The following is a 26,345-nucleotide window of genomic DNA, read 5'->3' on the forward strand; positions in this document are numbered from 1 at the left end:
CACCAACCATCATCCACCACGTCGTCATTCCCGCGCAGGCGGGAATCCAGTGCGCGTCAGTGCTTTTGCCTTGAGGTAATCTCGATTGGCGGCACTGTGGATGGTTTTATTAAACTGAAAATGTGAGTCATTGTTGAGGTACCAATAGCAACTTCATTCGCTACCAATTCGCCTACTTGACTAGTTCATTGTTTGATAAAGAAGATGGGATATGTTAATGTTACTTTAATATTTTTCTTGTGCGCGATTTTTCACGGAGGTCATTGTTATGCAAATATGGACCAAAGTTATTGCCTTAATCGGTCTTTCTTTTATTCATCATTTTTCGCTGGCAGACGACACTATTTCCCATTCGAGGCCATCAGACCCAGTACGAGTACCTCTAAAGCCAACACACTTAAAGATTGTATTGACAACGCAAGACAAACAAGCGATCGACAGAGTGGCGGCACTATTTGATAAATTTCAACTATATCCATTGCAGAGTGTGTCTACTACCTACTTATCACCTGCTATAAACTCGAATAAAAATCCTAAAGAAAAAAACCGAGGAGAGGCCAAAGGTTCTACGACTTACAGTGTAAAACTTGATAGCGATGTGAAGCTCGATCAGGAAACCGTAAAAAAGATAATCGATGATGCATTTGAAAAATCTAAGACACCACTTGGTTATGAATTAACTCTACAAGCCAGTTAAAAACTCCTACTTCATCCCCTTGCAGTCCCATGACTATCACTAAATCAGCCTGAGGATTTGGTGCTTTCCTCAGGCCTATCTTTTAACGTCGCCCCACGTCGACAATACTTTTTCCACCCGCCGCTTTGCGCACCATAATTTTGGTGGAGATACGCTCAGTCATTTCTTGAACGTGAGAAATAACGCCCACTTTACGGCCTTGGGCTTGTAGGCTATCGAGGGCGTCCATGGCGATGCGGAGGGTATCTGCGTCGAGACTTCCAAAACCTTCATCGATGAACAAGGATTCGACCTTGACACGGTTACTCGATAACGACGCTAAACCCAATGCGAGTGCGAGGGAGACCAAGAAAGATTCACCGCCAGAGAGGGAGTGAACTGAGCGGCGTTCATCACCCATGTCCTGATCAATGACCAGCAAGCCAAGGCTGTCGTCGATGCGTTGTAAGCGATACCGACGTGCGAGTTGATATAAGTGTTGGTTCGCATAGGCGAGCAACATATCGAGGGTGTATTGCTGGGCGTAATTGCGGAATTTTTTACCATCTGACGCACCGATGAGTTCACCTAATTGCGCCCAAATTCGGTAGCGATTTTCTTGTGCTTTTAATGCGTCTAAAAGTGAGGCTACTTGTTCCTTCCGGTGCTCATCTTGACTTAGTTGCGTGCGGAGTTGGATCACTTCTGCTTGCGCGACCTGCTGCTGTGTTGTAAAAAATGTGCGCTGTGTTTGTAGGGTAGCAATATCTGGCTGCGATTCTGTTGTGACCTCATCAGGGAGGGCGATTGGTTGTTGTTGAAGATGGGTGGTTCTTTGTTGCTGACGCTCTTGCACAATCGTACGCGCATGTTGGCATGCATTGCTGATGGCTTGGAGGGCTTCGCGCTCGGCAGTCATCCATTGATGGCTGTGTGCGAGTAGTGTCTTTAATTGTGGAAGATCCAGTGGGTGATCTGGATGTGCCAAATTGTGCGTCGACAGCCAGTTGTCAAGTTCGCTTAGGCGTTGCACTTGTTGCTGTTGGAGTACTGATAAGCGGTGTTGCGCTTGTGTATAAGCCTCGTTTGTCTGTATCAACAAATGCTGGTGCGCTAGCACCTTTTCAGCGAGCAATGTTTGGGCTTCTTTGGCAGCTTGAACCGCTTGGTGCAAGCGGGCGACAACGCTGTGTACCGCTTCTCCCTTGAAGAATTGTTGTCGTTGCTGTTGGAATGCTTCCAATTGCTGGATGCACCGCTGCCATTCTTGCGCAGTTCGGTGCTGTTCTTGTTGTGCGTGCAGTTCGGTACTTGCGAGTGTTGTCAGTGTCAAAGTGAGTGTGTTGCGTTCTTCGGACGCTTGTCGCAGGGTGTTCATCGAGTGCTGCCATTGGAGCACTTGTTGCGCACAGCTTTCTTGAAAGGCGACGGGAGATGCTTTCCACAAATCGCGCCAGGTATCGCGTAAAGATACCGCATCGCTTTCTGTATCCTCGGATGAGTCACGAGAGATAAATGCCTGATCTATATCATCGAGTGCGCTGTGCAAGCCTTGTTCGGCACTGGCGATTTTTTCTATGGCTTGTTGGCGCTGTGTGACAATTTGTTGTAAATCGAGATGGCTTGTTTGTAGTGCATCTTTGCAGATCGCCAATTGCTTTTGCGCTTGATCCCATGCGGTTTGTGCAGCTTCTTTGGCTTGTAAGGCTTGCTGGTATTCGATTTCTTGTTGTTGTAGCTGCGCAAGGCGATGTTCATTGTCGTCATACAACTGCGTCAGCCAAGTAAGAATCGCGTCCTCATTGATGAGCGGCGTCGGCAATGACGTCGCGAATGGATACAGCGGATGGTCGTGCCATACCTCTTCTTGTTGTCGCACCGCGTCTCGTAATTGCTGTAATTCAAGCGAGTGATGTTGCCGCTGCTGATGTTGCTGATCAGCGATGGTTTTTTGTTGATGCCACTGTTCACGCCATTGCTGCTCTTTCTGACGACAGGTGTTCAGTTGTTCTTGCAAGGTAGCGAGTAGGGCACGTAATTGTGGTTGATGTTGCGCATAAGGATGCTCTGTCGCGCCACAAACGGGGCATGGCGATGCTGCCTCAAGTTGCTCACGTAATTCTTCCACACTGGCGGCACATGCCAACTCTGCTGCCTTCAGTGCTTGCTCTGCTTGCTGTGTGGCGGCGAATGCGGCAGGTAACTCTGCTTCGGCGTGGAGTGCTTGTTCTTGCGCGTCATTGATGCGTTGGTCTATAGAAACGATATTGGTGTCGTGCGTTGTGATACGGTGGCGCTGCTCTTTGATATGTTGTAGAAGTTGAGTTGCAGACACGATGTCTCGTCGACGTTGGTCTGCAATATGCTTCTGCTGTTGAAGCGCAGGGAGATCAAAACGGGCATAATTTTGGGCCAGCAGTGAACGTTGTTGCTCTATGTGTGCAAGTTGCTCTGTGGCTTTAGTGACGGCATCTTGATGTTGTCCAACGAGCGCCTGTTGAGTGACCTCTGCCGTTTGAAAATCGGTTACTCGCTGCTGGTGAAATTGTGCGTCTTGTTGACACTGTGCCGCCTGACGGAACAGGCGTTCCCACGCTGGCCATTGCTCAGCCAGCCCTTCAATTGCGCGGTGCTGGTGTAGCCACAGTTGGCTGGTCTGAACACGTTTTTCGCACTGAGCTAAGGCTGCCTGTTTCTCTTGATGTTCACGACTCGCTTTCGCATGATGTTGATCAGCGAGAGCGGATTTTTCTTTTGCCTCTTGGAGCTGCGGTTGCAAATGCGCGATGCTGGCATCGATCAACCGGGCCTGTTCGAGCTCCGGTGCTGCGTTGCTTTGCGCTTGCTCGCTGAGTTGGTATTGTGTTGTTGCTTCTGCTAACGTCGCTTGTAATTGCAGTTCGTCCTGACGACCTTTTTCGAGACGGATTTGTGCCTGTTCGATGGTGCTTGTTTCTTGGCTTATACTGGCCGTGAGGCGTTGGATCTCAGTGATGAGAGGGCGCACACTTTGTACGAGATCGACGCGTCGGAGTAAAGTGGCGCGTGGCGCACTTTCTCGTTCAATGTCGTCAGCGCGTTGCACATCGAGACGCGCTGCCGCTTCTTGTTGCGTCAATTTTTCTAACTCATGATACCAGCGTAGATGGTCGTCGATCGCTTTCACGACAGCGTCGAGCTGCGTTAAACGCGCCGTGCTGGTGGTGATGTTGTTATCGAGAGCTTGTCGTTCTTCGTCGTTCAGTGGCTTATGATCAGCCAGTCGCAAATGAAATCGCTCCAATGCTTCGCGTTCTTCTTTCGCGCGTCGGAATGCATTGATCGAGAGCTCTTGATAAATGTGGCTACCTGTCAGTGTTTGCAGGAGGTTGCCTCGATCATCATCATCTGCTTTTAAAAAGCTAGAAAACTCATTTTGTGCCAATAAAACGGCGCGGGTAAATTGTTCAAATTTGAGACCAATACGTTGGACAATTTCTGCTTTAACTTCGGTTTTATTACCGCCAATCGCGATTAAGACTGGCAACTGATGCAAGCTCATCGTCGTTGCTTGTAAGTTGCCGCTGGCTTTGTTGTAAGAACGTTTGACACTCCAACGTGCGCGGTAGGTCATGCCATCATTACCAACAAAATCCACTTCCGCATAACCGTCACCTGTTCCGCGTCGGAGCAGGTTGCCAGTGTCTTGTTGAGAAATGAATATTTTCCCATCGGGTAAGGTTTTGTTGCCACTCGCTTTGACAAGTCTTGGCGTTTCATCATAGAGAGCCATACACAGCGCATCTAAGAGGGTACTTTTACCTGCACCCGTTGGCCCACTGATGGCAAACAGTCCGGCTGAACGCAATGGCTCTTCTTCAAAATTGACTTCAAATTCGCCCGCAAGGGATGCTAGATTTTTACCACGGAGTGCCAAGATTTTCATGACCGCACCTCCGGTGTTCCAAGCAGAAGTTCTGCAAACGCCGTCGTGATCTCGGCTGGAATCTCTGAAGGGTCCTTGGTGCCATATTTACGTTGGTAAAGACGCTCAAAGATCTGCTGTGGTTGTAGCTTTTCGAGCTCTTCTAATCGCTGGATATCGCTTTTTTCTGCAGAGGCATGGGTAAAGTGAGTATCGATCTTGGCGAGTCTGACCCGCTTACCTTCGATGGCTTGTTCTATGGTTGCACGAAGCGTTGGCTCAGGGGCATCGAGGAGCACGCGTACCTCTAAAAATGGCATGTTATCCGGCAGTGTATCTTGTGGAATATCGATGGCGGTCAGTGCCACTAAGACTTTGGCTAAAGATTGTGGTTGCCGTGGGATCCGTAATAATTCGACTGATCGAGGCACAGGCAATGATGTGATCTGTGTCACGGTATCGCCATCGAGGTCGATTTGCAGTACTTGATGTTGATAATCGACTTCAGCAAATGACAAGGGAATGGGGCTACCACAGTAACGTAGATGGTCCTTCTTACCGACTTTCTGTGCTAGATGTAAATGCCCTAGTGCAGCATAGGCGATCGATGTGTCAAATACATTGGCAGACAGTGCTTCAGTACCCCCAATAACGATAGGCCGTTCGGAGTATTCAGAGACTTCGCCGCCCACCATATGGCAATGTCCCAATGCAATGATTGCTTGATTGTCATTCCGCACACTGAGCGCGTAGTCCGTGGCTTGGCGATAGAGTAATGCAATTCCTTCCATATAGAGATCGCGCGCGCCCTCAACGCGAGGGACATCGCCTGGGCGGAGGAAAGGAATAGCGAGACACCACGCCGCGATGTGATGCTGCTTGTCGTGCAGAGGAATAACGAGACGTTGCAGATCGATATCGCCATTCTCTAAACGAGGGATAAATCCAATCACTGTTGCATCCAAGCTTTCCATGAGCGGTGCTGGAGCTTCGAGGCGTCCAGGAGAATCATGATTGCCAGCAATGATCACGATTTGAAGTGTTGGAGAAGCGATCTTTGCTTGTTGTAGGAAGCGGTAGAATTGCTTTTGTGCTGCGGCAGAAGGATTGGCAGTATCAAAAATATCACCAGAGATCAGCAACACATCGACTTCTTGTGTAACGAGCGTTGTGCGTAGCCAAGTGAGAAAAGCCTCATGCTCGTTATAACGTTCAAATTGATGGAGTGTTTGACCTAAATGCCAGTCGGAAGTGTGGATGAGGCGCAAGGAAAATCCTTCTTACTGATGCGGGGTAGCGGAACAAGCGGGTTGTTCTGAATATAGCGCAGATGCCGCAGAAATGGTAGCGCGTCTTCGGTGCGCTCGTGACGATTTTTTTGTTTTTTGTGTGTCATCTAATTCTGTTAGGATGCTGTTCTGCCTTACCCGCCTTTTAAAGAAAAACCGATCTCGAACCATGAAAAATACGCTGCAGCAACCCGCGATGAATTTTTATCTACTCGGCGAAAATGCGGCAGTGATGCAATCGCTTCTGCCTGTTGATCCGCATTGTCAGCGTCGGATCTGGGCGGTGGCGCAGGCGCTGAATGATGAAGCGCAGTGTATCGATGTCGTTCCTGGAATGAATAATCTCACCGCAGTGTTTGATCCCGATCTACAACGCGGTGACGAGATGATCGATCGACTCAAGACGCTTTGGGCATTGGTGGAGGCAGAACAGTTTTCCCCACGAGAAATAATCATTCCTGTCCGTTACGGCGGGGAAGATGGACCCGATTTAGCGGTCGTCGCCGCGCACACAGGATTGAGTGAAGAAGCCGTGATCGCTGCGCACAGTCAGGCGGAATATCTTGTTTATTTTCTCGGATTTCAGCCAGGATTTGCCTACCTCGGAGGCCTCCCCGCATCATTAGCGACACCGCGCCGTGCTGAGCCCAGGGTCGCCGTGCCTGCTGGTTCAGTAGGCATTGGCGGACAGCAAACAGGGATCTATCCGTCGAGTAGTCCTGGCGGATGGCAAATTATTGGACGGACAGACTTGCGTTTGTTTGATGTCAATCGCCCAACGCCGAGCCTCTTACAAAGTGGCGATGTGGTGCGATTTGTTCCGATTGATGTCGCTCTACAGCACGGAGAGAATCATGCTTGAAATTCTTCGTGCAGGTATTCAGACAACGGTGCAGGATCAAGGACGATCAGGATTTCGACACATGGGTGTGGCGCAGGCCGGTGCGCTAGATGCGCCTGCAATGTGGCTTGCGAATCGTTTGGTCAATAATGCAGGAACCGCCGCTGGGCTGGAGGTCGTGGCGGGGCCCGTAGAGATACGGTTTTTACGGGATGGTTGGCTTGCGCTCTGTGGTGCGGATTTTGATGCGACCTTGGATGATCAGGCGCTATATTGTGGTTGGCGCTACCCATTCAAAGAAGGGCAACGACTTCGTTTACGTGGTCCTAAGACGGGTGTCCGTACTTATCTGGCTGTTGATGGGGGAATTGATGTGCCGGTCATCATGGGCTCTCGGTCGACGGATGTCGGTGCTGGGTTTGGTGGTCATGAGGGGCGGCCATTGCGCAATGGCGATCGCCTGCCCATGGGCGAGACCTTTTCGTTAAAAAATAAACTAGGCACACCGCAGCGACAATGGACACCTGAAATACGTGTTTTACGTGGTCCTGAATTTGATCAGTTTGATGAAGTCAGCCAACAGCAATTCTTTAAACAAGCATGGACGGTGAGCACACAGAGTAATCGGATGGGTTATCGTCTACAGGGAAGCACCTTGCAACGGCATGCGCCATCAGAGCTTTTATCGCATGGCGTTTTACCAGGGGTGGTGCAAGTGCCACCAAATGGGCAACCGATTGTCTTGTTGGCGGATGCACAAACAACGGGTGGGTATCCCCGTATCGCCGTGGTGATCGCGGCAGACTTATGGAAGCTCGCCCAAGCCCCTGCTGGAAGACAATTCTGTTTTGTTGAGACGAACCTCGACGGAGCGACAGCGGCGCGTCAACAATGGCAACATGAGTTATACCGGTTTGAATGGAGTTTATATGGGAAATAATGTCTCTCAAGAGCAAAACATCACCATTGATTTAAATGCGGACCTTGGTGAAGGTGGGGCCGATGATGCAGCGATTCTGGCGTGCGTCAGTTCTGCCAATATCGCGTGCGGTGGCCATGCAGGTGATGCGGAAAGTATGCGAGAAGCGGTGCGTGCTGCGTTGCGGTGTGGTGTTGCTATCGGTGCGCATCCCAGTTTTGTCGATCGGGAAAATTTCGGTCGTACAGAAATGCAGATCCCTTTGCAGCAGGTGTTTGACGAGGTGTTAGCACAGATCCAAGCGCTGCAAGAGATATGTGCGGAAGAGGGGGCACAGATGGTACATGTGAAGCCCCATGGTGCCTTGTACAACCAAGCCGCGCGTGATGTGCACCTAGCGGAGACGGTTGTGAACGCGATTGCCGCTGCGGGTCCCCAATTGCGAGTGGTGGGCTTAGCAGGGAGTGCGTTGATTCAGGCTGCACGACGTGCTGGTATGCCTGTGGCGGAAGAAGCATTTGCTGATCGACGTTACAACGGTGATGGGACACTAGTTTCTCGTCGACTACCGGGTGCAACCATCGATGAAGTGCCACTTGCCTTGCAACAAGCGCTACGCATGGTTGAACAGCAATCCGTGACGAGCATCGAAGGCACAACGCTTTCCATGCAGATTGATACCTTGTGTCTCCATGGTGATGGTGCACATGCCCTGCAACTTGCCCGCGAATTACGCGCAGAGCTGATCGCTCGTCACATCCATATCAGCGCTTCGAAGGGTTTCAATAGCTAAAAAAGGTGGTCACGCCTTGTGCTTGATTCTTGCCAGTAGACGAATATCGTCACCAATCGTCGTCAGGTCATTGATCGATAACTGCGGGGACTGATCCACGTGGCTCAACGTAGGAAGCTTGAAGAGACCAGCGCCGTTACCGAGAAGCTTTGGCGCGAGATACACCAATAGTTCATCGACGCAACCAGCAGTCATGAGCGCGCCATTTAACGTTGCTCCTGCCTCGACATGGACTTCGTTGTATTGTCGCCGACCTAGTTCTCGCATGAGCGCTGGCAGATCAATGCGGCCTTGCGAGTCAGGTAAGCACAGAACTTCGGCACCGCGAGCGATGAGTGCCGCTTGTTTTTCTGCGTTTTCTTGTGCGCACACAATCATCACGTTTGCGGCATTGAATAGTTGTGCGTTCGGATCGATACGCAATTGCGAATCCAATACAATTTTGTGCGGTTGTCGAGGCGTGCTGATCCCTCTGACAGTGAGTGCAGGATTGTCTGCGATAACCGTGCCGATCCCCGTCAAGATGGCATCCGCTCTGGCTCTCCAACGGTGTCCATCCTGCCTTGCTTCTGGACCTGTAATCCATTGACTTTGCCCATTGGGTAACGCCGTCTTGCCATCAAGACTACCAGCGACTTTGAGACGTACCCATGGTGTGCCAGTTTCCATCCGTTTAAAAAAACCGATGTTCATTTCTCGTGCGGTATCGGCAATATCTTGCCAGCCGAGTTCAGCAGCCGATGCAACACTGATCCCCGCTTGCTGCAAGATAGCGAATCCACGCCCAGCAACCTGCGGGTTCGCATCGCCTATTGCTGCCACCACGCGTGCAACACCAGCGTCCACTAAGGCATTGGCGCAAGGCGGGGTACGTCCGAAATGACTACACGGTTCTAGAGTGACATAAGCAACTGCCCCCTTCACATCGTATCCTTGCGCGGCGGCATCACGCAGTGCTTGCACTTCGGCATGTGCCTGACCAACCGGCTGTGTCCAGCCACGACCAATCACGCTGCCATCTTTCACAATCACACACCCCACTTTGGGGTTGGGTGAGGTTTCTATCGTGGCGTTGGATGCCATCTCCAGCGCCAGTTCCATGAACCGGCGCTCATCCGTCCGCAAAGTGGCAGCTGTTGTCATCAGGTGTGTTGAATCGTGATGGTTGGGAACTTGCTCGTCATATCTTTCGCTTTCTCTGCGACTTTGATTGCGATCTTACGAGCAATATCTTTATACACGGCGGCGATCGGACCTTCTGGATCGGCGATCACCGTTGGTTTGCCTGCATCAGCTTGCTCACGGATCGCCATCGTTAATGGCAGACGTCCCAAGAAGTCGATACCGAAATCAGCACACATTTTTTCGCCACCGCCCTCACCAAAAATGGCCTCAGCATGGCCACATTGAGAACAAATGTGGGTGCTCATATTTTCGATAATACCCAAAATAGGGATGTCGACTTTTTCAAACATTTTTAAGCCTTTGCGCGCATCCAGCAAGGCAATGTCCTGTGGCGTTGTCACGATGACAGCGCCAGTGACAGGCACTTTTTGTGACAGAGTCAGCTGTACGTCACCTGTGCCAGGTGGCATATCAACAATCAGATAATCCAGATCACGCCAGTTGGTTTGCGTGAGTAATTGTTGCAACGCTTGGGTGACAATCGGACCACGCCAGATCATTGGTTCATCAGGGTTAATCATGAAGCCGATCGACGATACTTGCAGTCCGTGATTCTCCATTGGCTCCATGGTTTTACCATCGGTTGTTTCTGGACGACCAGAAATACCCATCAGCAAGGGTTGCGACGGACCATAAATATCGGCATCCAAAATACCAACCGCGGCACCTTCAGCGGCCAATGCCAACGCAAGGTTCGCTGCGGTGGTGGATTTTCCTACACCGCCTTTGCCGGAGGCGACGGCAATGATGTTTTTAACGGTTGGCAAAAGTTTTACGCCGCGTTGCACTGCATGGGCTACGATTTTTGATGTGACGTTGACCGTCACGTCGCCCACGCCGGGCACTTGTTTCAACGCACTGACAACTAACTGACGTATCGGTTCGAGCTGGCTTTTTGCGGGATAGCCGAGCTCCACATCTAGACTGATTGCTGAACCAGACACTTGGATGTTTTTAGCCGATTTACTACTGACAAGGTCTTTGCCAGTGTTCGGGTCGATGACTTGGGATAAGGTATTTTTTACAACTTCGGCAGTGAGCGTCATGTGTTTCTCCATTCAATTTCCGCAAGTCTAGCGCAAAACAGGAAATCCGATGTAATAGCCCTTGGCGGCGTCGTTGAATCTTCGTAGAAAAAATGCTGTCTTTCTGTTATGGTCAGGGCTCAACATCAATATAAAACGATATCCTTGGAGACCATAGATGGATATACAACTCTACCTGCCACTGATTGGCATTCCTATTATTGTCGTCGGCTTTGCGCTGCGGTTTAATCCGCTGATGGTCGTGACCCTAGCAGGGTTGATCACCGGACTCGCTGTCGGCATGGATGTAGGCGCGCTATTAGAGACGTTTGGCGAGAAATTTTTAAATAGTCGTCAACTGTCGAGTTCGATTCTGATTTTGCCCATCATCAGTTTGTTAGAACACTATGGTCTGCGCGAGCGGGCGCAAGAATGGGTGCGAAACATTCGCAGCGCGACGACTGGTCGGATTTTGATGTTGTATTTTGTGGTGCGTGAATTATCCGCCATGCTGGGATTACTGAGCCTTGGTGGTCATGCGCAGACCGTGCGCCCTTTGTTGGCGCCGATGGCTGAAGGGGCTGCACAGCAAAATTACGGTGATTTACCCCCCGATCTTCGCGATAAGATCGCTGCTCACGCGGCTGCTTGCGACAATATCGCCCTGTTTTTTGGGGAAGATATCTTCATCGCATTTGGTGCCGTGTTGTTGATGACAACGTTTCTGAAAGAGAATGGCATCAGTCAGATTGAGCCTTTAACGGTGGGGCTTTGGGGCTTACCGACAGCCATCGCGGCCTTATTGATTCACTTGGTACGGCTTTCACGTTTGGATGCCCGCATTGCCGCTGAGGTTAATGCATGGCGCACCACCCAAGAGGCCATCGGGAAAGCGAGTGCATCATGAACAGTATTGCTAATATTCATCTCGTTTTTTATGTAATTGGCATTGTGTTGTTGTTGGTGGCAGGAATGACATGGCGTGACACCGCTCATCCCAAACGGTGGTCGACCGGCTTGTTCTGGTTATTGTTTAGCAGCAGTTTCTTGTTCGGTGACCTGATGGTGGCGCAACTCGGCAAGCCGCTTGCCTATCGGATCAATGGCGTTGTAGTTCTATTGCTGGCGCTGATTGCTGGCGCCAATCTGTTGGGTTCCGGACAGCACAGCAGGGTGATGACGCCCGTATTCCAAGAAAAACTCAAAAAAATCGGCATGAAGATTTTTTTGCCTGCTTTATCGATTCCGGTGATCACCGTTATTTTGACGTTATTCGCAAAAACAGTGCACATCGGTGATTGGTACCTCTTGGATCAGAGCAACCTCACGCTGGCCGCGCTGGTCGTGGCATGCCTTTGCGCATTGCTCTTATCTTGTGGCGTGACAGGCGGCACACCGTTACAGGCAGTCCGCGAGTCACGCCGTTTGATCGATACCCTTGGCTGGGCGCTGGTCTTGCCGCAAATGCTGGCGATGCTGGGTGGCGTGTTTGTGACGGCGCACACGGGACAGGCTATTCAACATGTGGTTAGCATGCTGATCACGCCAGAGAGTCGCTTGGGTCTGGTGATTGCTTATTGTGTTGGTATGGCGGTCATGACCATGATTATGGGCAATGGCTTTGCCGCGTTTCCGATCATGACGGCTGGCGTCGCGTTGCCGTTTTTAATTATCGGCCAACATGCGAATCCCGCGGCGGTTGTGGCGATTGGCATGTTCTCCGGTTATTGCGGTACCTTAATGACGCCGATGGCGGCGAACTATAATATTGTTCCTGCGGCATTATTGGAGCTCAAGGATAAATATCTGGTCATCAAAACACAGATTCCTACCGCGTTGTTGGTGCTCATTGCCAATATTCTTTTGATGTATTTTTTGGCATTTCCTCATTCAGTTTAAGAAAAATTGATGCGTAAAATTCTATTAACGGGCTTTGCCCCCTTTGGTTCCGAGACGTCAAATCCTTCGTGGGAGGCTGTGCGGGTATTGCACGGCAGTCTTATTGATGGTCACGAGATAGTGGGTGTCGAGCTACCTTGTGAATTTAATACGAGCTTAGACGTGCTGGCACAGGCGATCGACGTGCATAAGCCAGACATTGTTCTTTGTTTGGGGCAGGCCGGTGGTCGTACTGACATATCGGTTGAACGCGTTGCCATCAACATCAACGATGCGCGCATTCCAGATAATGCCGGACAGCAACCCATTGACACCCCAGTAACGGAAGAGGGACCCGTCGGCTATTTCAGTACCTTGCCCATGAAGGCGATTGTGCAGGCATTGCGAGACAATGGAATTCCGGCGAGTGTCTCCCACACGGCGGGTACCTATGTGTGTAACCATGTTTTCTATGGTTTGATGCATCAACTTTCGCGCCTTCCTCATGTGAGAGCGGGTGGATTTGTCCATGTGCCGTATTCTCCACAGCAGGCCGCTGCCCATCCAGGTGCACCGAGTATGGCGCTTGGGATGATGACCGAAGCGATACGTATTATGATCAAGACAAGCTTACACACTGCCAAAGACGTGAAAGTCTCCGCGGGGATCACCCATTAGGCGACATGATGATGTGTTGTTAGCGAAATAAATATAAAAACGTGTAAGGTTTCCTGTTTGAGGTCGACTACATCCTACATTGTTGTTGCTTGTGTGATGGAGCCAATGATTCTTTTCACCGCGCTGGGCGGGAAGTCAGGGGGTCTTTTGATGGCATGACAATGTTTCTTTCATCCATCAGGAGAACACCATGGTGCAGGCAATAGATTCTTCTTCGACTTCGACAACATACACGACATCCTCCTCGTCCACGACCTCTGACGGTGCGGCGGCGGCGGCTTTGCAAGCGCAATTAGAGCAGTATCAACACCAGCTATCCGATTGCGTTAACTGTAGTTCTGCCTCAACGCCAGAGGGCAAGCATGCGATTGCCGAGATATCGAGCAAAATTAGTAGCCTCAAACACGTGATTGAGTCCAGTCAACAGAAAGCGCCTGCCGCATCCTCCTCGAATCGGAGCGATCGGACAAAAGCGACCGAGAAAGCCCAAGCAAACCCGTTGAACCCGACCCAACAGGTGGGCGGTGTGAATGCCAATCAAACTGCGCAACAAGTGCAAAATCAGATAAGCACGGATGCAGTCAGGCCCGTTGTTGCACCGAATTTGACGGTAGGGGTGAATGTGAACGTCTATTCGTAGGTCGACGCAGGACCTTTCCCTTACATTTATTCGAGTGAAAGTGCCCCCCCAAGACAGGCGCAACGTCAATCTGCATCCTCAAATGCTTGATCTATCCCAGTGGATAACCTGTGCATAGCTTGTGCATATATAGCGCTAAACAGTGGGCAACTCTGTGAACAACTTGTCAGGACACGCCTTGACGATGTCTCAGGATCGTTTGTTTTACTTAATTTGTAACATTATTTAAAAATGATGTTAAGAGTGAAATAAAAGATCGTATGATATGTCATCAAATTGTCACAAAGTTGTTGAGCTGAAACGCACGATGGCATGAGACCCGATTTCTGGTCGCATTGTCACGCCGTGGCGTTTTTGGTTATGGGGGAATGCTTGTAATGAAAAGTAATCATGAAGATGGTGTTGGAATCGCTCAATCTTCAGTTTGTGCTGCACCGAAGTCTGCACCGAAGTCCGCAAAGAAATTAAAGCAACAAGAAACGCTTTTTCAAGCGCCAACCCGAAAAGACCTCGCCACCTTGGCGATAGATGAACTTCGTCCTTGGCTTATTAGTTGGATGTGTACCAGTAACATCGAATGGATGCCATCAAAAACACAAATCCTCGATGTGCTCGATGTATTGCGCCAACGCGATGATGCTGCTGATTTTTTGCAGGTGATGGCAATGTGCCGAAACTATATTCAAAGTGAATAACTGCTTAATTATCGGGCATTGCCGATCGATTCGCGACCGTTGTACGGCATGCCCTCTCTACGCGTTTATAAGTAAAAAGATAAGAAATAATCCCCAGAAACAGGCGTGAATCATCGATTGATCACTGTTCCTGCTTTTTAGAGAATTTACTCCGTTCATAATTTGGCTAAATTCTATTGCGCACACTGAATTTCTGCTTCAAACTCCTGCAATTATTGGGAAAACATCGTTAAATACAGACATTGTCTACCTGCGCTATGCTGACAGATGTCTGTCTATCTGCAGACCATCGACGGCTGCAATTTTCTCGACCAAGCCCGTGGATTACCCGCATGAATGTATCGCGGGTTTTTTATTGACCTTCTTGTATGTACTAATTCATGAACACTCTTATCTGGTTCGTTATTCTGTATTGGGTTATTTCGGTCGGTATTGGGTTGTACGCCGCACGCTACGTGAACAATTCGAAAGACTATGCGGTCGCTGGGCGTTCATTGCCCATGTACGTGGTGACAGCGACGGTATTTGCGACTTGGTTTGGCTCTGAAGCCGTCTTAGGGATTTCATCCACCTTTGTGAAAGAGGGTTTTAAAGGTGTCGTGGCTGACCCGTTTGGATCTTCGTTGTGCTTGGTGTTGGTGGGTCTGTTTTTCGCCAAACCGTTATATCGCATGAATTTGCTGACAATCGGCGATTACTATCGCAATAAGTTTGGACGCATTGTCGAGATTTTGGTCACGTTATGTATCGTGGTCTCTTATCTGGGCTGGGTTGCCGCGCAGATTAAAGCCCTGGGGCTCGTGTTTAATGTTGTCTCTGGTGGCTACATCGAAATGAACACCGGCATGATTATTGGTGCTGCCAGTGTGTTGATTTATACCCTGATGGGAGGGATGTGGTCGGTTGCGATTACTGACTTTTTACAAATGATCATTATCGTTGTCGGCATGATTTACATCGGATGGGAAGTCTCAGGCATGGTCGGCGGTGCAGGCGCCGTCATTTCGCACGCCGCAAACGCGGGTAAATTTGAATTCTGGCCGAAACCCGAGGGGCGCGAGATGCTCTGGTTCTTTGCGGCGTGGATTACGATGATGTTAGGCTCCATTCCACAGCAAGACGTATTTCAACGCGTCGCGTCGTCTAAAAATGAAAAAATTGCTGGAAATGCATCTATTTTGGGTGGCGTTTTGTATTTCTGCTTTGCGTTTATTCCGATGTTCTTGGCTTACTCGGCGACATTGATTGATCCGGGCATGGTCGATAGTTTGATCGATAAAGACTCGCAGTTAATTCTGCCAACCTTGATCATGACCAAAGTGCCGATGCTGGCGCAGGTGATGTTTTTCGGTGCGCTTTTATCCGCGATTAAGAGTTGTGCTAGTGCAACTTTGCTCGCGCCGTCGGTGACTTTTTCTGAGAATATTTTAAAACCCTTCTTTCCTCAGCAAACGGATAAGCAATTTTTGCGCATGATGCGTGGTGTCGTGCTTGTTTTTACAGCAATAGTCACCATGTTCGCTATGAATACAGAGTCAAGTATTTATAAAATGGTCGAAAACGCTTACAAAATCACGCTGGTGGCTGCTTTTGTACCCTTGGCGTTTGGTTTGTATTGGAAGCGTTCGACAGCACAGGGTGGGTTGGTCTCGATTATCATTGGGATCGCCTCTTGGGTTTCACTGGAAATCATTGCACCAGATGGTTATTGGCCACCGCAATTAGTTGGCTTACTGATGAGTGCGGTTGGGATGATCGTGGGTTCCTTGTTGCCACAATACTCACGGAAAACGCTGACTGCCTGATAAAGCTTTTGATGCGATGCGCAAATCCGGCGTGAAACCCTTTATAATTCAGGGTTTTATCAGTTTTTTTAGGGCGAGAGTATGCCGATTTACGCTTACCGTTGTGACGATTGTGGTTTTGCTAAAGATGTATTGCAAAAAATTTCCGACGAGCCTTTAACTGAATGTCCGTCTTGTGGAAAGCCGGCATTCAAAAAGCAAGTGACTGCTGCAGGCTTTCAGTTGAAAGGCTCAGGCTGGTATGTGACGGATTTCCGTGGTGGATCTGGTTCCGCCGCGACGACCGGCACATCAGCGCCTGCCGTCAGTTCGACTGAGTCCGCATCGACAGCGGCAGCGCCATCGACGGCTCCAGCGTCTTCTACACCGACGGCCAGTACAGACTAAAACGGTTTATCCATCGACGTGATCTATTAACCAGAATTAACCAGAAAGTTCATCATCATGCGTAAATACTTTATCACTGGCTTGTTGATCCTGGTGCCGTTGGCGATCACGTTGTGGGTGCTCCATGCAGTCATTAGCACCATGGATCAGTCGTTGCTCTTGTTGCCTCCGGAGTGGCGGCCTGAGAATCTCGTTGGTTTTCAGTTCTTGGGGTTAGGAACCATCCTCACGCTCATGATTATTTTTGTGACCGGCTTGCTGGCACAAAATTTCATTGGCAATTATGTGGTCAAACTGTGGGAAGCGTTGCTCAATCGCATTCCCATCGTGAATTCGATTTATTCGAGCGTGAAGCAGGTGTCTGATACCCTGTTTTCATCCTCGGGCAATGCCTTTCGCAAAGCAGTGCTGATTGAGTACCCACGTCAAGGCTCCTGGACGATTGCTTTTTTGACAGGCGTTCCTGGTGGTGATGTGGTGAACCATCTGAAAGGCGAATTTGTGAGCGTCTATGTGCCGACAACACCAAACCCGACATCTGGTTTTTTCTTGATGGTGCCGAAAAAAGACGCGATCGAACTCGATATGAGTGTCGATGCAGCACTGAAATATATTGTTTCCATGGGCGTGGTGGCTCCCGAGCATCTCCCACCAAAATAATTGATCAGGTGAATGATCTCATTCATCCTTTCAAACCATTTTTAATTTTGAATACAGACAGGTAAGAAATATGTCCATGCGTACCCATTACTGCGGCCTCACTACTGAGGAATTACTCGGCCAAACCGTCAGCCTGTGCGGCTGGGTGCATCGCCGTCGTGACCACGGCGGTGTGATTTTTATTGATCTGCGTGATCGTGAAGGTTTGGTACAGGTTGTGTGCGACCCAGATCGTGCAGACGTGTTTGCTGCTGCTGAATCCGTACGTAATGAATTCTGCTTGCGTATCACTGGCTTGGTCCGCGCACGTCCAGAAGGTACTGGCAACGCCAACTTGAAATCCGGCAAAATCGAAGTATTGGCACACAATGTAGAAATCCTCAATGCGTCCGTCACGCCACCGTTCCAACTTGATGATGACAATCTGTCGGAAACAACACGCCTGACACACCGCGTGCTGGATTTGCGTCGTCCACAAATGCAAAACAACCTGCGCCTGCGCTACAAAGTGGCGATGGAAGTGCGTAAGTTCTTGGATGCAAACGGCTTTATCGATATCGAAACACCGATGTTGACGAAATCCACACCTGAAGGCGCACGTGACTACCTCGTTCCTTCTCGTGTGAATGCGGGTGAATTCTTTGCATTGCCACAGTCTCCACAGTTGTTCAAACAGTTGTTGATGGTAGCGAACTTTGATCGTTACTACCAAATCACGAAATGCTTCCGTGACGAAGACTTGCGTGCAGACCGTCAGCCTGAATTCACACAGATCGATTGCGAAACATCGTTCATGTCTGAACAAGAAATTCGCGACATGTTCGAAAACATGATCCGTTTGGTATTCAAAAACACGCTCAACATCGACTTGCCAAATCCATTCCCAGTGATGGACTTTGCTGAAGCCATGGGCCTGTACGGCTCTGATAAGCCAGACATGCGTGTGAAATTGCAGTTCACCGAACTGACTGACATCATGAAAGACGTCGACTTTAAAGTCTTCTCTGGTGCAGCAAACATGGCCAACGGTCGCGTCGTTGGTATGCGTGTACCAGGCGGTGCCAACATGCCACGTTCTGAAATCGACGCATACACACAATTTGTTGCGATCTACGGCGCGAAAGGCCTGGCATACATCAAGGTCAATGAACTGGCAAAAGGCCGTGATGGCTTGCAGTCACCGATCGTTAAAAACATCCACGACGCTGCATTGACTCAAATTTTGGAAAGAACAGGCGCGCAAGATGGCGATCTGATTTTCTTTGGGGCGGACAAGGCCAAAGTCGTGAACGATGCGATCGGCGCATTGCGTGTGAAAATCGGTCACAGTGAGTTTGGTAAATCCAATGGTCTGTTCGAAGACACATGGCGTCCATTGTGGGTGATCGACTTCCCAATGTTTGAACATGACGAAGAAAACGATCGTTGGACAGCAACACATCATCCATTTACGGCACCAAAAGATGGTCATGAAGATCTGATGGAAACCGATCCAGGTAAATGTATCGCGAAAGCGTACGATATGGTCCTGAATGGCTGGGAATTGGGTGGCGGTTCCGTTCGTATCCACCGTGCAGATGTACAGAGCAAAGTATTCCGTGCGTTGAAAATCAGCGACGATGATGCGCAATTGAAATTCGGCTTCTTACTCGACGCATTGCAATATGGCGCGCCACCACATGGTGGTCTGGCGTTTGGCTTGGATCGTATCGTGACGATGATGACCGGTGCGGAATCGATCCGTGACGTGATTGCTTTCCCGAAAACACAACGTGCACAATGCTTGTTGACACAAGCACCGTCGGCTGTGGATGAAAAACAATTACGCGAATTGCATATCCGTTTGCGCGCGACAGAGCCAGCAATCAAAGGCTAATGTCTTGATCGTATCAATAAAAAGCGAGGCACTGGCCTCGCTTTTTTTCATTTATCGACCATTCATTTTTGTTCCTCATTGTTTGGAGACGAATCTTCGCCAGCTGTCTAACATCCATTTCGTTGCCTTAAATGCAATAGCGCAAACAACGTTAAATTGCGTCACATCAATAGAAAGTAGCTTACTTGATGCTTTAAAGAAACCTATAATCAAAGCACATTAACTACAACGATACTGAGGAGACACAATGAAACAACTGAAAATGATGCGCCGTATAGCTGTTGCTATAGGCTTATTGGCATTGAGCGCTTCAACGGCTTTTGCATCCGAGCACGGTACAGAAGCAGAAGCCCAAGAAATGGTTAAAAAGGCCGTCGCGCTGGTGAAATCGGCGGGACCTGAAAAGGCCTACAAAGTATTCACAGAACATCCCGACGGCGCGTTTAAAGAAAAAGATCTCTACGTCTTTGTTTATCAATTCGACGGTACCTGCGTGGCCCAGGGCGCGAATGCAAAGATGATCGGTAAAAACCTGATCGCGATGAAAGACGTGGATGGTAACGCTTTCATTAAAGGGATGATCGATATGGTGAAGGCATCATCAAAAGGATGGTACGGTCCTTACAAGTTCAATAATCCAGCTAATCAGTCTTATGAGCTGAAAAAATCCTACTGCGAACGTGGTGCTGGCGACACGATGGTCTGTGTTGGTACTTATTTCGAGAAATAATACCTGACGTTACCGTCTGATCCCGAAAACTGCTGATGCATATGCTCAGCAGTTTTTTTATTGGGGCGTCGATATGCTCTCGACTGATGGTGGAGCGGGATGCATCAAGATGCAATAATGACGACGAAAAAAAGTGAAACAGATAAAGGCGCTAAAATAGCAACTCATTTGAACTGTTCTGTTTCATCACCATGCCTGCTCATAAAATTCCTGAATCTGTTCTCGTTGTCATTTACACCCCTCAACTCGAGGTCTTATTGTTAGAGCGAGCGGATAAACCGGGCTTCTGGCAATCGGTGACGGGCTCGAAAGATACCCCTGATGAAGATTTGCGCGAAACAGCAATTCGCGAAGTCCAAGAAGAAACAGGTATCGATGCACGTGCGTTTTCATTACATGATTGGCACACATCAAATATCTACGAAATTTATCCCGTATGGCGGCATCGTTATGCGCCGGGTGTGACGCATAATACGGAACATGTCTTTGGTTTATGCGTCAGCTCAACCGTTGACGTTACGTTAGCGCCACGAGAACATCTACAGTATCAGTGGATGCCATGGACTGCGGCTGCGGATAAATGTTTTTCTGCTTCGAATGCCGAAGCGATATTGCAATTACCGAATAGAATTTGAGTCCAATTCACCCCACGGAGGTCGCGTGTGAAACTCAGGATCGCCACCTATAACATGCATAAAGGCGTGAGCGCCTTTGGTCGCGAGGCGCGTATTCACGACATGAAAGAAGCGATTGCAGGGCTCAATGCGGATCTGATTTTTCTGCAAGAAGTACAAGGCCGCCATGACAACCATGCCAAAAGGCACAGCGCTTGGCCCCAAGCAGGACATCATGAGTTTCTCGCGGATGACTCGCATCACGTTGCCTACGGGATGAATGCTGTCTATGAACATGGTCATCACGGTAACGCTTTGCTGAGCCGCTATCCGATCATTTCGCTCGTCAACCATGATGTCTCCGATCACGCTTATGAGCAGCGAGGCATATTGCATGCGGTGGTGCAGATCGATACAGTGGCCGTTCACTGTTTTGTGATTCATCTGGGTTTATTTGCCGCCAGCCGACGCCGTCAGATTCACGCTTTAATCCAGACAATTGTCAGAGACACCCCCCCAGGGGCACCGCTGATTATTGCGGGTGATTTTAATGATTGGAATCAACGCTTGAGTTCTACGCTGTATGAACATCTTGGTGTTGACGAGGCGTTTGATATGGCGGGTCGCCTCGGCAGTACTTCTCCTGCTTCCGGTTCACTCAAGACATTCTTCGCACCATGGCGGCGCTCCCACGCACGGACATTCCCAGCGCAGTTCCCGTGTCTGTGCCTTGATCGCGTTTATCTACGCGGCTTTCAGGTGGAACAAGCCACGGTGCTTCAGCATGCGCCGTGGCGTGCGTTGTCGGATCATGTTCCTATCTTAGTGAACCTAGAGATGCCGCTCGATGCGACGTAATCTATGAAAAAACTTCCCTATTTTGACGGTAATGATGTGCAACTACTGCATTGCGGTGGGGAATTTTTTTCGGCGCTCGTCGCTGAAATCGAGAGCGCTCGTCAGGAGATTTATCTCGAGACGTACTTGTTTTCACACGACCAAACAGCGAATGCCGTACGTGATGCGCTGATCGCAGCCGCTGCCCGCCAGGTGTCTGTTCGCGTCGTCATTGACTGGCTGGGGAGCGGTCGACACCAAGCACAAGCGCTCACGCAGTATTTACAGGCGGGCGGCGTACAGTGTCGTTGTTTTAACCCTTGGTTCACCCGAGGGCTGGCGCGGACACATCGAAAAATTGTGGTGATTGATCAGCGTGTCGCTTTTGTCGGTGGCGTGAATATCATCGATGACTTTATTTCTGACGACGGGTGGGATCATGTATTGCCTTTCCCGCGCTGGGATTTTGCAGTGCAAATCCAAGGGCCACTCGTTGGGCACGTACACCTTGAGGTAGAAGCGCAGTGGCGTAAAACAGGCCGCCTTGGCTTGTTGTCTCGTCTCGCTTTATTACGTGACTTATACACGGCAAGTCCTACTGGAGATGTCCCACTGAGCCGCGCCGCGCTGATCGTTCGTGATAACTTACGTCATCGCGCTAGTATTCAAAAAGCGTATTTATATGCCCTTGGTAATGCCCGTCATCGCGCAATTTTAGTGACACCCTATTTTGCGCCGGGCAGAAAATTCAGACGTGCATTAATTGTAGCGGCATCACGCGGTGTCGAGGTCATTTTGTTGATCGGTGTGGGGCAATTTGTTTTGCAGGACGCCGTTGCACATTCGTATTATCCTAAACTGCTGCGTCGGGGCGTTCGTTTGGTCGAGTACCGGAAAACACAGTTGCACGCTAAGGTGGCAGTGATCGATCAGGATTGGGCAACGGTAGGATCGAGTAATGTGGATGGATTAAGTTTATTCGTTAACCATGAAGCGAACGTCGTGATTGAGGATGAAGCCTTTAGTTTGAAATTAACCTCAGAACTACAACGAGGTATCACAGATGGCGTTGAAGTGCGGCTAGAGGATTACGTGAATAAGCCGTGGTATAAAAGAGCATGGTATGGTTTCGCCTATTTGGTCTATCGTGCGCTCATGCGTTTGGTGACCTTTGGAAGTTATGGTTAAAGCAGATAAGCTCGGTTACCGATTCCTCCCTCATTGTCTACGTTGTTGCCTTATTCGTTAAAGAATCGGATAACGTTGCGTCCATCGTCTTTTGCTTGATACATCGCTTGATCGGCCCATTTCATGATTTGCGACTCGCTGCTATACAGAGCGTGAAACAGAACGGCACCGATACTTGCCGAACAGTGATGTTCGATATACTCGGGGTTTCCATCGTATTGCACAGGTAAAAAGTAAGGCGTACCGACCGCATTGCGAATTTTTTCTGCGATCGTTAGTGCAAGACCTTTCGAAATGGTTTCTTCAGGATGGAGCTCACTGATAATAATCACAAATTCATCGCCGCCAAAACGTGCCACGGTATCAATTTCTCTGACGCAGGATTTTAGCCGGTTAGCTACCTCGATCAACAGTAAATCGCCAACATCGTGACCAAAATTATCGTTGAGTGGTTTGAAGTTGTCTAAATCAATCATGAGCAGTGCCGCATAGTTACCGCTCCGCTTACCGGCGGCAATACTTTGCTCAATACGATCATGCAAGAGACGTCGGTTGGGTAGATTTGTCAGTGGATCATAAAAGGCAAGTCGGTAGACATCGCTTTCCATGCGTTTGCGTTCTGTGATGTCTTTGATCGTGGCAAGATAATAATTCTGATTGCCCTTTTCATCGTTGACGAGTGATAACGTCACGTTAGCAGGAAAGAGATGGCCATTTTTGCGACGTAATGTGACTTCAATCTCTCCTTCGGTGCCTTTTTTCAATTGCTCAAGGAGACTTGCGATATGTTCGTTTTTGTCTGCGGGCCAGTAGGGGAGTCCTGCCCCTCGCGCTAATAATTCAGCGCTGCTAAAACCGGTCATCCGGCAAAGAGCTGGATTGACCTCAAGCACTCTGCCTGTGGGATCAAGTACGGTAAATCCATCCTGCATTGAGTTAATGAGCTTGCGAGTGAAGGTGAGCGCATCATGTAATTCTTCTTGCATCACCTTCAAGGCCGTCACGTTGTCATGCGAGACGATGATGCGGGTCGGATGCATCCCTTTCATTCGGGCAACGCGTGCAATAAACCAGCGGTGCTCATCTTTTGAATGGTATGGGAACTCAATTTCAAAGTAGTCGCGGGTGCCTGATAAGACCTCGACGAGTTTGACGTAAAAAAGACTCGCTTCTGGATTTTTGGCGAGGGGTTCCTGTGTATTTGGGCGGCACAGATCAAGATAACTCGTTTGTTTGATAATGTGCTCTGGATCGCCGCCATTGGCGATGAGGAAATTGAACCAAGCGTTGTTGGCGAGGACGACAATGCCATTTTCGTCCAGAACGCAGACCTGCGCAGTGAGATCGTTGAGAATCGCGTGAACAAACAGGTGGGAGCTTTCGAGCTCTCGTTCCATGTTTTTCCGAACGGTGATATCTGTGACGTAGACCAGCCTGCGCTGCTGATGATCGCTACCGGTAATCATCGCGGATTCACTGATGACATGCACGACTGATCCGTCGTGTCTGACAACCTCCCATTCACCTCCCAACGCGGTTTCTGATCGGAGAAAGCGTTGATGTAATTCCAAGATACCCGCTTGTACCTCAGGTTTAAATACCATGGTAAAAGGCTTGCCTTGCATTTGTTCTTGGGTGTAGCCGTAGACATTGCAATACACGTCGTTGACAGCCTCATAGGTGCCATCATAATTAATCACCGCCATCCCGAGCGGGGAGCACTGCATGACCTCGTCAAATGACATGAGAGAGGTGGTGAGTGAGCGATCCCGAACTGCGTTATGTTGCATGTTGACTCCTGACATGGAAGGCGGAGCTAATTGGGGTCTTGCGCTAGCGAAGAGAATGATATTCATTCCCCACTGCTAATTAATATAGCAATGAATTTGTAACAGCGCAGGAATTTTACGCCAAGAATGATTTATTAATAAAGCAATTTTAATTATCTTTAAGATAATTTTAAATCAACATCGACGGAAGCAATCGATATCTCGTGTGCTTCATCGACCTTATTTGGACTGAGAAATCTATTGTTGTTCTTCTTACACACCGTTACATATTGACAGAAGAATGCGATGCCCGACCGTTATTGTTGTCAAAGGCTTGGGCACCGTACCTGTCTCGTGATTTCTCGTCGAGAAGACGATGTTGCATTGCAAAACGAATAATCCGCCACGAATGCGCATCAAAGGCATATTTGCCTTGTATTTGGCTCTTGACTGCAATACATTGCTTCAAAATAGAATGAACGTACGGAAACGATGCAGCTCCCCTTTTGTGTGAGGGCAAGTCATCCGGCTCTTTCAAAGAATCATGCATACAGGATGTAATAACAGTGAGTAAGATGGTGAATCAGGGTAACGGCGCGACATCTACCCGCATTGATAAATGGTTGTGGGCTGCGCGGTTTTTTAAAACAAGAAGCTTGGCGACCCATGCTGTTGATCTGGGGCGCGTATTACAAAATGAACAGCGTGTTAAGCCAGCGCATGATGTGAAACCTGGCGATCTTCTCGATATTCAACATGGTGAACAACGATGGGAAGTACGGGTATTGCGTATTCTTGAAGTGCGCGGCCCTGCTGCGGTTGCGCAGACCATGTATGAAGAAACGCCCGCCAGCCTTGAGAAACGGCAGAAAGCCGCTGACGACAGGAAGTATTTCCGTGAACCTACAGCCCACATACAAGGAAGACCGACAAAACGTGATCGGCGTCAACTTGATGCCACGCGTGATTGAGGCACGTTTTCGGGCGAATGGAACGAATTGGACGGATCCGAGGTACCGCTTTGGCATGCGAAATCACGTCGCTAGGCTGGGGAAGATGAATTCGTTAATGACAAGGAGGCGTTTGACATCAGACAAGGAAACAATCGCAGCAACGTCGTTGATAATATTTCCAATGAGAAAGTATTAGATGGGTTTTTGATCTTCGACATTTCAAAACAAATAGATACTCTCCTCTAATGGGCGAATCTGGTTTGACTTTTAATGCGCCGTAGATAATAGTACGAGCGTTCGATTAATTCACTGATTTACATGATGTTAATGTGAACGTGAAGCATTTCAATATAGACACTGTAATATGAATATGACATCGAAATTCATGCGCAAAGGGGAATTAACCCGTGCAGCAATCCTGGATGTAGCACTTGACGCCGCGAGTCGCGACGGTATTGAAGGTCTCACAATAGGCTTGTTGGCGGACAAAATGAACATGAGCAAGTCCGGCGTGTTTGCCCATTTTGGGTCGCGTGAAGATTTGCAGATCGAAGTGCTGAAGTTGTATCACCATCACTTTGAGCAAGAGGTGTTTTATCCGAGCATGAAAGAAGAACGTGGCTTACCACGTCTGCAGTCGATGTTTGCGCTCTGGATCAAGCGCGTCACAGTCGAAATCGCTTCTGGTTGTATCTATATCAGTGGCGCTGCCGAATATGACGACAGACCAGGACCTATTCGCGATGAACTTGTCGGTATGGTGAAAGCATGGCAGGGAGCATTGCAGCGCGCAGCAAGTCAGGCGATACAGCTCGGGCATTTGCGCCAAGATGTCGATCCAGACCAGATTGTCTATGAAATGTACGGTTTAATTCTGGCTCTGCATCACGATGCACGTTTTCTGCGCAAACCAGGTAGCGTAGACCGCGCACAGGTCGGTTTTGAACGCATGATCGAATGTTATGCGCCGGTCGTCGCCAGATAGGGTGACACCGACGTCAAT

The 26,345-nt window shown here is 49.2% G+C and carries 24 protein-coding genes; 19 read left to right on the forward strand and 5 right to left on the reverse strand.

Annotated features, from left to right (window positions below):
* Positions 1-268 precede the first annotated feature (268 nt).
* The gene (locus ACO0K2_RS07625) at positions 269-697 is read left to right on the forward strand and encodes a hypothetical protein (protein ID WP_423017349.1); all 429 of its coding nucleotides are present in this window, start codon (positions 269-271) and stop codon (positions 695-697) included.
* A gap of 82 nt (positions 698-779) precedes the next feature.
* Here the strand turns inward: ACO0K2_RS07625 and ACO0K2_RS07630 are convergent, their stop codons facing one another.
* Positions 780-4,601, reverse strand: a complete 3,822-nt coding sequence (locus ACO0K2_RS07630) for an AAA family ATPase (protein WP_423017351.1) — start codon at positions 4,599-4,601, stop codon at positions 780-782.
* Positions 4,598-5,848 (reverse strand): exonuclease SbcCD subunit D C-terminal domain-containing protein, encoded by a 1,251-nt coding sequence (locus ACO0K2_RS07635; protein ID WP_423017353.1) that lies wholly within the window; start codon positions 5,846-5,848, stop codon positions 4,598-4,600. The genes ACO0K2_RS07630 and ACO0K2_RS07635 overlap by 4 nt, the downstream gene beginning before the upstream one ends.
* A gap of 202 nt (positions 5,849-6,050) precedes the next feature.
* Here ACO0K2_RS07635 and pxpB point away from each other — a divergent pair, with 202 nt between their 5' ends.
* From pxpB to ACO0K2_RS07650, 3 genes are read left to right on the forward strand one after another with little or no spacing between them, the layout of a single operon-like run.
* Positions 6,051-6,731 carry a 5-oxoprolinase subunit PxpB gene (pxpB, locus tag ACO0K2_RS07640; protein WP_423017484.1) on the forward strand — a complete coding sequence of 227 codons (681 nt, stop codon included), beginning with the start codon at positions 6,051-6,053 and terminating at the stop codon, positions 6,729-6,731.
* Complete coding sequence (locus ACO0K2_RS07645; RefSeq protein ID WP_423017355.1) at positions 6,724-7,650, forward strand: biotin-dependent carboxyltransferase family protein; 927 nt, start codon at positions 6,724-6,726, stop codon at positions 7,648-7,650. Before pxpB ends, ACO0K2_RS07645 begins: the two co-directional genes overlap by 8 nt.
* Positions 7,651-7,669: 19 nt before the next feature.
* Positions 7,670-8,422: a 5-oxoprolinase subunit PxpA gene (locus ACO0K2_RS07650; protein WP_423017486.1), complete on the forward strand. Its 753-nt coding sequence runs from the start codon at positions 7,670-7,672 to the stop codon at positions 8,420-8,422.
* Between the two features lie 9 nt (positions 8,423-8,431).
* On the opposite strand, the gene ribD is transcribed toward ACO0K2_RS07650, so the two are convergent.
* Positions 8,432-9,565: a bifunctional diaminohydroxyphosphoribosylaminopyrimidine deaminase/5-amino-6-(5-phosphoribosylamino)uracil reductase RibD gene (gene ribD, locus ACO0K2_RS07655; protein ID WP_423017357.1), complete on the reverse strand. Its 1,134-nt coding sequence runs from the start codon at positions 9,563-9,565 to the stop codon at positions 8,432-8,434.
* Positions 9,565-10,653 carry an iron-sulfur cluster carrier protein ApbC gene (gene apbC, locus ACO0K2_RS07660; RefSeq protein WP_423017359.1) on the reverse strand — a complete coding sequence of 363 codons (1,089 nt, stop codon included), beginning with the start codon at positions 10,651-10,653 and terminating at the stop codon, positions 9,565-9,567. Before apbC ends, ribD begins: the two co-directional genes overlap by 1 nt.
* Positions 10,654-10,810: 157 nt before the next feature.
* Here apbC and ACO0K2_RS07665 point away from each other — a divergent pair, with 157 nt between their 5' ends.
* The 13 genes from ACO0K2_RS07665 to ACO0K2_RS07725 all read left to right on the forward strand — a co-directional run bounded on the left by ACO0K2_RS07665 (position 10,811) and on the right by ACO0K2_RS07725 (position 22,620).
* Positions 10,811-11,539 carry a DUF969 domain-containing protein gene (locus tag ACO0K2_RS07665; protein WP_423017361.1) on the forward strand — a complete coding sequence of 243 codons (729 nt, stop codon included), beginning with the start codon at positions 10,811-10,813 and terminating at the stop codon, positions 11,537-11,539.
* The gene (locus ACO0K2_RS07670; RefSeq protein WP_423017363.1) at positions 11,536-12,531 is read left to right on the forward strand and encodes a DUF979 domain-containing protein; all 996 of its coding nucleotides are present in this window, start codon (positions 11,536-11,538) and stop codon (positions 12,529-12,531) included. Before ACO0K2_RS07665 ends, ACO0K2_RS07670 begins: the two co-directional genes overlap by 4 nt.
* A 9-nt stretch (positions 12,532-12,540) precedes the next feature.
* Positions 12,541-13,188, forward strand: coding sequence for a pyroglutamyl-peptidase I (gene pcp / locus ACO0K2_RS07675; protein WP_423017365.1), 648 nt, complete (start codon positions 12,541-12,543; stop codon positions 13,186-13,188).
* Positions 13,189-13,378: 190 nt separating this feature from the next.
* Positions 13,379-13,828, forward strand: a complete 450-nt coding sequence (locus ACO0K2_RS07680; RefSeq protein WP_423017367.1) for a hypothetical protein — start codon at positions 13,379-13,381, stop codon at positions 13,826-13,828.
* A gap of 377 nt (positions 13,829-14,205) precedes the next feature.
* A complete protein-coding gene (locus ACO0K2_RS07685; RefSeq protein WP_423017369.1) occupies positions 14,206-14,523 on the forward strand; it encodes a hypothetical protein in 318 nt (105 codons plus the stop codon).
* Positions 14,524-14,903: 380 nt separating this feature from the next.
* A complete protein-coding gene (locus tag ACO0K2_RS07690) occupies positions 14,904-16,328 on the forward strand; it encodes a sodium:solute symporter family protein (RefSeq protein WP_423017371.1) in 1,425 nt (474 codons plus the stop codon).
* An 81-nt stretch (positions 16,329-16,409) separates the two neighbouring features.
* Complete coding sequence (locus ACO0K2_RS07695) at positions 16,410-16,715, forward strand: FmdB family zinc ribbon protein (protein ID WP_423017373.1); 306 nt, start codon at positions 16,410-16,412, stop codon at positions 16,713-16,715.
* 57 nt (positions 16,716-16,772) lie between these two features.
* Positions 16,773-17,375, forward strand: a complete 603-nt coding sequence (locus ACO0K2_RS07700) for a DUF502 domain-containing protein (RefSeq protein WP_423017375.1) — start codon at positions 16,773-16,775, stop codon at positions 17,373-17,375.
* Positions 17,376-17,445: 70 nt separating this feature from the next.
* Positions 17,446-19,251, forward strand: coding sequence for an aspartate--tRNA ligase (aspS, locus tag ACO0K2_RS07705; protein ID WP_423017377.1), 1,806 nt, complete (start codon positions 17,446-17,448; stop codon positions 19,249-19,251).
* A 247-nt stretch (positions 19,252-19,498) separates the two neighbouring features.
* The gene (locus ACO0K2_RS07710) at positions 19,499-19,981 is read left to right on the forward strand and encodes a cache domain-containing protein (RefSeq protein WP_423017379.1); all 483 of its coding nucleotides are present in this window, start codon (positions 19,499-19,501) and stop codon (positions 19,979-19,981) included.
* A gap of 191 nt (positions 19,982-20,172) precedes the next feature.
* Positions 20,173-20,616, forward strand: coding sequence for a dihydroneopterin triphosphate diphosphatase (gene nudB, locus ACO0K2_RS07715; RefSeq protein ID WP_423017381.1), 444 nt, complete (start codon positions 20,173-20,175; stop codon positions 20,614-20,616).
* 27 nt (positions 20,617-20,643) lie between these two features.
* Entirely contained in the window at positions 20,644-21,453 is an 810-nt protein-coding gene (locus tag ACO0K2_RS07720; RefSeq protein ID WP_423017383.1) for an endonuclease/exonuclease/phosphatase family protein, read from the forward strand.
* A gap of 3 nt (positions 21,454-21,456) precedes the next feature.
* Complete coding sequence (locus ACO0K2_RS07725) at positions 21,457-22,620, forward strand: phospholipase D-like domain-containing protein (RefSeq protein WP_423017385.1); 1,164 nt, start codon at positions 21,457-21,459, stop codon at positions 22,618-22,620.
* 50 nt (positions 22,621-22,670) lie between these two features.
* Here the strand turns inward: ACO0K2_RS07725 and ACO0K2_RS07730 are convergent, their stop codons facing one another.
* Positions 22,671-24,410, reverse strand: a complete 1,740-nt coding sequence (locus ACO0K2_RS07730) for a PAS domain S-box protein (RefSeq protein ID WP_423017387.1) — start codon at positions 24,408-24,410, stop codon at positions 22,671-22,673.
* Positions 24,411-24,964: 554 nt separating this feature from the next.
* Here ACO0K2_RS07730 and ACO0K2_RS07735 point away from each other — a divergent pair.
* Together ACO0K2_RS07735 and ACO0K2_RS07740 are read left to right on the forward strand one after the other, a co-directional pair.
* Positions 24,965-25,360 (forward strand): RNA-binding S4 domain-containing protein, encoded by a 396-nt coding sequence (locus tag ACO0K2_RS07735; protein WP_423017488.1) that lies wholly within the window; start codon positions 24,965-24,967, stop codon positions 25,358-25,360.
* A 367-nt stretch (positions 25,361-25,727) separates the two neighbouring features.
* A complete protein-coding gene (locus ACO0K2_RS07740; protein WP_423017490.1) occupies positions 25,728-26,327 on the forward strand; it encodes a TetR/AcrR family transcriptional regulator in 600 nt (199 codons plus the stop codon).
* The last annotated feature ends 18 nt before the right edge of the window (positions 26,328-26,345 follow it).

The sequence above is a fragment of the Undibacterium sp. MH2W genome (assembly GCF_049340215.1).
GTDB lineage: Bacteria > Pseudomonadota > Gammaproteobacteria > Burkholderiales > Burkholderiaceae_D > Undibacterium.